Below are 291 nucleotides of genomic sequence, written 5' to 3'. Positions count from 1 at the left end.
TTGAGTCCCCTGAAGGGCCGTCGAAGACTACGACGTTGATAGGTTGGGTGTGTAAGCGCTGTGAGGCGTTGAGCTAACCAATACTAATTGCCCGTGAGGCTTGACCATATAACACCCAAGCAATTTGCGCTTAAAAGCCAGATTGCGGTGTGTGAAGACGCAATGAACCGAAAGTTCGCACCACACAAATCTATCACCTACCCAATTTGCTGAAGCGCGGCCAGCCGGCCACGACTCGGTACCCGAATTTCTTGACGACCATAGAGCATTGGAACCACCTGATCCCATCCC

At 51.9% G+C, this 291-nt stretch carries 1 rRNA gene; it reads left to right on the top strand.

Features of this window, described 5'->3' with window-relative positions:
• Positions 1 to 108: ribosomal RNA gene (locus KW849_RS31115) — 23S ribosomal RNA — on the top strand; the annotation flags it as partial.
• Positions 109 to 291: the final 183 nt, after the last annotated feature.

Source organism: Pseudomonas sp. PDM26, from assembly GCF_019219185.1.
Classification (GTDB): Bacteria; Pseudomonadota; Gammaproteobacteria; order Pseudomonadales; family Pseudomonadaceae; genus Aquipseudomonas.
Note: the sequence above shows the minus strand (reverse complement) of the source record. Positions and strands in the feature narration are given on the sequence as shown.